This is a genomic window from Achromobacter sp. GQ309 (assembly GCF_059759315.1).
Genome location: NZ_JCAXDP010000026.1, coordinates 1 through 232, shown reverse-complemented (window position 1 = coordinate 232; position 232 = coordinate 1). Strand labels below are relative to the sequence as shown.

General features: G+C 52.6%; 1 rRNA gene. It reads left to right on the top strand.

The features are described 5' to 3' along the window. Positions 1–30: 30 nt before the first annotated feature. A 16S ribosomal RNA gene (locus AC6CIE_RS27830) occupies positions 31–232 on the top strand; the annotation flags it as partial.

Here is a 232-nt window from a genome sequence, read left to right as displayed (position 1 = left end):
GACCAAGAATACGAAACAAATACAGAGATTAAACTGAAGAGTTTGATCCTGGCTCAGATTGAACGCTAGCGGGATGCCTTACACATGCAAGTCGAACGGCAGCACGGACTTCGGTCTGGTGGCGAGTGGCGAACGGGTGAGTAATGTATCGGAACGTGCCTAGTAGCGGGGGATAACTACGCGAAAGCGTAGCTAATACCGCATACGCCCTACGGGGGAAAGCAGGGGATCG